This is a genomic window from Sphingobium sufflavum (assembly GCF_021403115.1).
Lineage (GTDB): Bacteria > Pseudomonadota > Alphaproteobacteria > Sphingomonadales > Sphingomonadaceae > Sphingobium > Sphingobium sufflavum.
Genome location: NZ_JAJSSH010000029.1, coordinates 1 through 7,155 on the forward strand (window position 1 = coordinate 1; position 7,155 = coordinate 7,155).

The following is a 7,155-nucleotide window of genomic DNA, read 5'->3' on the forward strand; positions in this document are numbered from 1 at the left end:
AAAACCATCGGTAGACTGTGCGCCATGGCGGAAAGCTGTCGGGCAGAAGCCGCCAAGGACATCCTGCCCGCAGCAAATAGAAAATAGCCTCGAAAATCTCGCGCATCGGCCAACGCCGTCGCCGTCCGCATTGGCATGGCGCGGGCAAATACGGCTCGATCAAATGCCATTCCGCGTCGGTAAGATCACTTCCATAGCGAACCCCTGCACGGCTATGATGCGCGCGGGCGGTCGGGTTCCACATGATGGCTTCCAAGGTTGGTGTCGCAACCCCTCGGAATCATATCGAAACTCGATCGTCCACCGTTACATCAGCGTTCCGACACAGCCTCTAAGCCCGCCGGTGAAGCTCGAATCCCGTTCTATGACGCGGATACCGGGCAGTGTCTTGAGCCGGGCGATGTCGCTCAGCGTAATCTGTCCGCTGCCGGTAACGTGGATCTCGCCCATCTCCAGTGCGGCTGAAGCTGCGGCGGGATCGGAAATCAATTTGTAGATGATGCCGTCGAGATGCGGCGCATCCGGTTGCCAATAATGGGGGTTGCGTTCCAGCCGGATGAAGTCTCCCCGGCGCCATTCCACGAAACGGAAAGGCCCGGTGCCGATCGGCGCATTTCCGGCTGGATGTGAGAGGAAGTCCTTGCCGGCGTAGATGTGCTGCGGGACGATCTGGGCTTCGGCCGATGAGAGGGCGCTGATGAGATAGGGCGCGGGCCTTGACAGTTTCAGCACTACGGTCAGCGGGTCCGGCGTTTCGACCGCTGTGACCTGAGCGAAGGTCGACCGCCCGCGGCTGTGGAATTTCCTCCAGACCTCTGTCAGGGAATAGGCAACGTCGGCGGAGGTGAAGGGCGCACCATCATGCCACTTCACATCGGGGCGCAGCTTGAACGTCATGCTCAGCCCGTCCGGGGCGGTGTCTCAGGACAGGGCGAGTTGCGGTTGCGGCCGCTCCTCGCTGTCGAAAGTCACCAGTCCGTCGAAAATCTTGGTGGAAATCGTCTGCACCGCCCCGGCGGTCGTCCCGGCGCTGGTCAGGGTGGTTGGCTCGGAACTGACGCCGATGACCAATGTGCCCTGTGTGGCGCTTTGGCCGGAAGGCGAGCAACCGGACAGCGCGAGCAACCCCATGGCTCCGCCCGTCAACACCGCTTCGCGGCGCGAGAGGCGGATCATTGGTCCTTCCTTGGGGCGTGGAAAGGCCAGCGGACATTGTCGGCTTGCGCCTTGATACCGTCATTGGTGCGAGTCATTCCGACAGCCTATCATTCCGACCCTCACACAATACATAAAAATTCTATTGATTAAGTAGGCAATATCTATTCTGTTGATGAATGATTGAAGGCGGCTCGTCCCCCAACTTCAATTCAAGGGTATGCCTGCGAGAGGATCGTTGCGCTTTGTGCCCGTCCCGACCTTCTGTTCATCTCAGGAAAAATTCGACGGGAACGACCAACTCAATGGTATCGCCTGTCCGCTGGTGGTTTGGGCAGCGGCTGCCGATGTCACCTTTTGCTGCGCTGGATCGACTGGCATGGGTGGCATCCGCGTTGGGACGGGGGCTTGCGCCTGGACGACCCGCTGAACCTGCCTCACCACCACGGGATCGGGTGGCGTTACCCTCTTCTCGATCGGCGTGGGAGATTCCTTTTCCTGCGACGGCGTTTCGGGGGAGAAGCAGGCGGGCAGTGAGAGCGACGGACAGCCTCGTCCCGCCTCGCAATCTGTCGAATATCGATATTGTCCGTGGCGCAGTGGATGTCGCTGACCGTGAAGGTCGCCCGGTCGCCGCGTAACGGGAGGATTACCCATGTCGTTTAATTGAGTTGCTATTGGCTCACAACAATGGTGCTGAGAGATGACAAAAATGCCTCATGCATGGAGTCAGCGTCGCGTCTGCGCACGGAAAGTCTGGGGTGATTGCCCAATCAGTTCCCGAAAGGCGCGGGCGAAGGCGCTCTGATTCTCGAAGCCGACGTCGGCGGCGATGCGGGCAATGCTATCGCTGGTCTCAGTGAGCGGCTCCACGGCGGCGAGCAGGCGCGCCCGCCTGCGATATTCGTCCCAGCCCATGCCGATCTGCGCCTGACAGCGGCGGCGTAGCGATCGTTCGGAAAGTCCGGCGCTGCGCATGGACCCTTCCATCATAGCGTTGGCCGGATCTTCCCGCACATAGCTCAACGCACGCGCGAGGATCGGATCAGTCGTCGTCGGGAGAGTCAGTGGCGCCTGATTCTCGATCCACTCGCCGCACAGGCAGGCGAAGGCGGTGAAAAACGCCGTTCCGGTTGCATCGGGCGCTCGGTACAGCGGCCAGCGTGCCGCTTCGGCGATCATTTCGCGCATCAGTGGCGAGACATGGAGGATACGCACGCCCGTTCCGGCGCTGGCCACGCTTTCGGGCGCTAGCAATATGGAAATCGACCGGATGCGATGCAGGCTGTTGCGATGCCGCGTTCCTGCCGGAACCCAGCCTGCCAGACTGCGCGGCAACAGGTGGCGGCCATGGTCATCCTCCAGTTCCATCGCGCCTTCAAACGCATATTGGAGTTGGTGCATGTCATGATGATGCCAGGGGGCATCTATATCATATTCGTCCTGCACGATGGCGCCCGCCGACGCGCGCAGCGCGGGATCGATCAGCGTGGAGAGTCCGACGTCATGGTCGGGACCGATCACCTGCATCGTCTTGCCGCCTTTCCATGGCCGTTTGGACGGTAAGATTGGCCGATCGCCGTGAGACAGTCAAAGGTTGCCGTGCCATTCCTGTCACATCACGGAGCGAGAGGATAGCGGTCATGGTGCTGATGTCGGTGCGGTTGGGGACGAATGATGCGGCACGGGCAAGCCGCTTCTACGATGCCGTCTTTGCTGCCTTGGGCCTTCACGATATTCGCGTGCCCATGGGGCCGACCGTCCTTCTTTATAGCCTGTCGGATGGGCTGCATTTCATGTTGGCGTCGCCGAGAGACGGACAGCCCGCAACGCATGGCAATGGCGACACGCTGGGTTTCACGGCTGCGGATGCGGCGACGGTCGATCGCTGGCATGCGGCGGGCCTTGCCCATGGCGGCATATGCGACGGTGCGCCGGGAGTGCGCGAAGCCGCCGGGGGCCGATATGGTGCCTATCTGCGCGATCCCGATGGACACAAGCTGTGCGTCTACGCGGTGGTTTGACCAACATTCGACAGAGAGAAGGAGAGACGAAATGACGATCCGTGTACACCATCCAGAACAGCTTGGCTGGAGGAAGATGGACGATATCCCGATGGGCTGGATGCGGGATCATATCGACCCGACCGAACTTCAGGGCCATCTCGCCTTTCATGAGGCGGGCAGCGAGACTGCCATGCAACTCATGGAAATGCGACTCGATCCCCATACGTTGATCGCCCCGCACGCTCATGACGAAGACGAGATATTCTTTGTCGCGGAGGGGGCATTGCACTGGGAGGATAAGGCATTGGCGGCTGGTGGATCGCTCTATATTCCGGCGGGTACGATCTATTCCTTCCGTACCGGGGATGGGCCGGCGCGCTTGCTGAACTTTCGGGCGCGGGCCGACCATAGCTTCCGCCCGGCAACGCAGGAGGCAGAGACGGGGTGAGCGACTAGAGCCAACGTGCCCGCGGTCCGTTCATTCGGCGGGCAAGACTATATGTCGCGTTCGACAACGCCCGACCTTTGCGCTTGAAGGCGCGGGCCTGGCCGATCTCGTAAAGTCACAGCACGGCGGAGGCTTTGCTGTCTATCGCTGACCTACCGCCGTCAGGCGCTCGTTTCGCTCTTGTGCCAGTCTGGATAGCGACCCAAGCTCAGGACCAACAGGCCGCTGATGAGCGAGACGATCGTGCCGGTGACGAGCAAGAGTGAGTAACTGCCATAATGGTCGAAGGACAGGCCCGCGAACAGTGGCCCCAGACCGGAGGCCAGGGCGATGGCGCTCGTCATGAAGCCAAAGATCGCCCCATAGTTGCGCATGCCACCATAGCGTGCGGTCAGATAGCCGCACAGCTGGATTTTCGTCCCGGCCGCATAGCCGCTGATCATGATCGCGATCAGGATCAGATGGGGTGTATGGGCCCCGACGATCAGCAAGGGATAGGCGATGGCGGTCGATGCCAGTGTGATACCGCCGACCCAGCGTGCATGGACACGGTCGATCAACGCGCCCGTGACCAGCTTGCCCACCACGCCCGCCATGCCCGCGAGGCTGGCGAACCATGCCGCCTGCGCGCGGGAGACGCCTGCTTCGGTCAGGATGGGGAACTGGTGGACGGACACCGCGATCGTGATGGTCAGGATTAGGAAGGTCGAGATGAATACGCGCCACAGTGGCGGGCTGCGCCATGCCTGCGCGATGGTGAGACCGGGCAGGATGCCGCCGTCCGCCGCTGCGTCGACCGCGAAACGGGACTTGAGGCGCAGCCGGTCGCGCGCATCATAAAGGAACAGGAAACTGAGCAGCAGTGCGAGGCTGCCCCATCCGAAGCCCAGCGTCACGAACGCCATGCGCCATCCCTGTTCGCCGATTAGCCAGTTGGCGAGTGGCGGCACGACGATCTGTGCGAGGGCGGTGCCGGACAGGGTCAGGCCCAGGGCGAGGCCGCGACCTGATTCGAACACGCTGGCGACGGCGGTTGACCAGACCGTCGACTGGATCAGCAGGACCATCAGGCCCCACACCAGCCACAGGATGATCCATTGGGGGAAGGAGCCATTGGCCAGTGAGAGTGCGGCAATGGCGCAGGCCGTCAGGACGATGCCCGGCATGGCGATGCGACGTGTGCCGAGGCGGTCGATCAGCAGCCCGAAGAAGGGTGATGCGAACAGGCTGATAACCGCAGAGATGGCGATGCCGGCGGAAAGCTGCGTCCGGGTCCAGCCGAATTCCTTGGTCAACGGGTCCATGAAGACACCGATGGCGGGGGTCATGGCGGACATGAAGGAAAAACCGATGCAGGCGGCGATTACGAGCGGCCAGTGCCGTTTCCATTCTTCGCGGACCGATAAGGGGGTGCCTGCCATGCTCTCTCCACATGTCGTTTGAATGTCGACTATCGTCGAACCTTATTTTCTTCTTACGTCATGGCGCATGGCATCGCCACAAATATAGGTGCCTCAAATGCATAAAATATGAATATATTTTCAATTTTATTGCCAAACAGTCGCTTGTTAGGCGAGGTGACTAGAATGGCAGTGTGGGTCTGGAAAAAATGGCTGGCCTCCCATTTGGCAGGCCAGCCAGTCACATCATCCAATCAGGGAGGATTGGATCAGACGTTCGGATCAGAAGGTGTAGCGCAGCTTCACGCCATACATGCGCGGCTCGCCATAATAGCGGGCCGTGAAGCCACGGCTGCCCGACAGGCTGCGTGAGTCATAGTAACGCTTGTCGAAAGCGTTGGTCATGAATGCCTGCACATCGAGGCCGCTTTGGGCGATGTTGGCCCAACCGATGTTGAAGTTGACGAGGCTGTAGCCGGGCGCAACCGACGTATCATAGGATGCGTCCGACGGACTGAAGATGCTGGCAACACGACGGTTCAGCGTCGCATCCGTGCCATAATAGACGGTGCCGGTGTAGATATAGGTGGCGCCCAGCGTGACCCGGCCGATGCTGTCGGGCAGCGGCAGTCGGTAATTGGCGTTCACTGTCACCTTGTGATCCGGCGTGAACGGCAGGCGACTACCCTCGATCGGGCTGCTCGCCACCGTGTCATAGTAGCCGACCGGCTGCGTGCTCAGGTCCGGGCGGACGAACCGTTCCAGTCTGGTGTTGATATAGGCGTAGCTGGCCTGGATGCTGAACCCTTCGAACGGGCGCAGCGTGCCCTCGGCCTCCAGACCATAGATGCGGGCCTTGCCTGCATTGACGATCGCGGGAAGCGAGGCCAGCGTCGGTGCGATGCCGTTGAGGTCCAAGAAGGAGACCTGCAACTGCATATCCCGGAAATTATTGTAGAAGCCGGAGATAGTGAAGCTTCCGGGGAAGGATCCCTTCCAGCTGGCCTTCAGGCCCGCCTCATAGACATCGACGCTTTCCGGTTCATAGCTCTTGAAACCGATGGCTGCGATAGGGCTGATCGAACCCTGCCGATAGCCGCGCGCATATTTGGCGTAGAGAAGGATGTCGTCGATGGGCTTGTAGTTGAGGCCTAGCATCCAGGTCGGGGCGGTGGATGTCTGGCTGTAGTTTTCGGTGCAGCTGGCAGGACCGCCATTATAGGTGAGATTGGGGTTGATGCAGGTGAAGGTCGGCGTGTTCCAGCCGGTCGCGGCGGAATAGGCGATCGACATATTCTGCGAACTGCCCCAGCTCTTGTCCCATGTGTAGCGGATACCGGCATCGACGCTGAACTGCGGCGTGATCTCGTAATTGGCCTGAGCGTATAGCGCCGCGTTACGGTAATTGACCTTGCCGACATTATAGCCGCGAGAACCGGTGGGCGATGCCGAACCCGTCACGATGGAGGCATCGGTGCAGGTGAAATTGGAATATTGCGCGGGGTTGTCGCACAAGACACCTGCGACGCTTTGCGAACCGGCGTAGCTGAGGGGCGCGCTGCGTTCGAAATAGGCGCCCGCCTGCCACTTCAGCGTGCCGCCGGGCGTGGTGCCCTGAAGCTGCAATTCCTCGGTGAAGGTTTCCTGATTGCCCGATTCCAGTCCCGGAGGGCTGATGGAGGTGTCGGAACCATAGAAGTTGCCGACAAAGCGCGTGGGCACCGCGACCGTGGTGGAATAGGGCGCCGTGGCGCTCGGCAGCTTCAGCGTCGTGCCGAGCGGATTGAAGACGCCGAACAGGTCGATGGCCTGATTCTGCTTTACCTGACCATAGCTGTTGATGTTCTTGATGGTCAGATAATCGCTGGCCTGCCACTTCAGCGAATTGACGATCTGCCATGTCTCGACAGTCTGATGCGCCTGCGGCAGCGTGTTGGTAACGGTCAGGTCGCCCGCGTTGCGCTCCCGCTCGATCTGCTGGCAGCCCAGCGTGTTGGGGCCGCTGGTCGCGACGGCGGCTGTGGATCGGCGTGCAAAAAGGACCCCGTTATGGGGGTGATCGGCGTCTAAAAGGGACCCCCATCTCGATGGTTTAGTTGCGTCCGTTTGGTGATGACCAGACGGCGGGATCGGGATGTTGATATTG

General features: G+C 60.7%; 7 protein-coding genes and 1 pseudogene. 2 read left to right on the forward strand and 6 right to left on the reverse strand.

Annotation, left to right across the window (positions count from 1 at the left end; translation table 11 throughout):
- The 4 genes and pseudogenes from LWE61_RS20375 to LWE61_RS20390 form a co-directional block, all read right to left on the reverse strand.
- Positions 1-244: transposase (locus LWE61_RS20375; RefSeq protein WP_234149742.1), on the reverse strand; the 244-nt coding region annotated here is incomplete at its 3' end.
- Between the two features lie 62 nt (positions 245-306).
- Positions 307-906 (reverse strand): annotated as a pseudogene (locus LWE61_RS20380) (ABC transporter substrate-binding protein); the annotation flags it as partial.
- Positions 907-921: 15 nt separating this feature from the next.
- Positions 922-1,176 (reverse strand): hypothetical protein, encoded by a 255-nt coding sequence (locus LWE61_RS20385; protein ID WP_234152484.1) that lies wholly within the window; start codon positions 1,174-1,176, stop codon positions 922-924.
- A gap of 708 nt (positions 1,177-1,884) precedes the next feature.
- Positions 1,885-2,685, reverse strand: a complete 801-nt coding sequence (locus LWE61_RS20390; RefSeq protein ID WP_234152485.1) for an AraC family transcriptional regulator — start codon at positions 2,683-2,685, stop codon at positions 1,885-1,887.
- A gap of 113 nt (positions 2,686-2,798) precedes the next feature.
- On the opposite strand from LWE61_RS20390, the gene LWE61_RS20395 reads away from it, so the two are divergent.
- Together LWE61_RS20395 and LWE61_RS20400 are read left to right on the forward strand one after the other, a co-directional pair.
- Positions 2,799-3,179, forward strand: coding sequence for a VOC family protein (locus LWE61_RS20395; protein WP_234152486.1), 381 nt, complete (start codon positions 2,799-2,801; stop codon positions 3,177-3,179).
- Positions 3,180-3,210: 31 nt separating this feature from the next.
- Entirely contained in the window at positions 3,211-3,609 is a 399-nt protein-coding gene (locus LWE61_RS20400) for a cupin domain-containing protein (protein WP_234152487.1), read from the forward strand.
- Positions 3,610-3,770: 161 nt separating this feature from the next.
- On the opposite strand, the gene LWE61_RS20405 is transcribed toward LWE61_RS20400, so the two are convergent.
- Entirely contained in the window at positions 3,771-5,030 is a 1,260-nt protein-coding gene (locus LWE61_RS20405) for an MFS transporter (RefSeq protein ID WP_234152488.1), read from the reverse strand.
- A gap of 261 nt (positions 5,031-5,291) precedes the next feature.
- On the reverse strand, positions 5,292-7,155 hold a 1,864-nt coding region (locus tag LWE61_RS20410), incomplete at its 5' end, for a TonB-dependent receptor domain-containing protein (protein WP_234152489.1).

Coding starts and splice junctions, on each gene's coding strand:
- LWE61_RS20390 (WP_234152485.1), bottom strand. CDS start 2,685: ATGCAGGTGATCGGTCCCGACCATGACGTCGGACTCTCCACGCTGATC.
- LWE61_RS20385 (WP_234152484.1), bottom strand. CDS start 1,176: ATGATCCGCCTCTCGCGCCGCGAAGCGGTGTTGACGGGCGGAGCCATG.
- LWE61_RS20400 (WP_234152487.1), top strand. CDS start 3,211: ATGACGATCCGTGTACACCATCCAGAACAGCTTGGCTGGAGGAAGATG.
- LWE61_RS20405 (WP_234152488.1), bottom strand. CDS start 5,030: ATGGCAGGCACCCCCTTATCGGTCCGCGAAGAATGGAAACGGCACTGG.
- LWE61_RS20395 (WP_234152486.1), top strand. CDS start 2,799: ATGGTGCTGATGTCGGTGCGGTTGGGGACGAATGATGCGGCACGGGCA.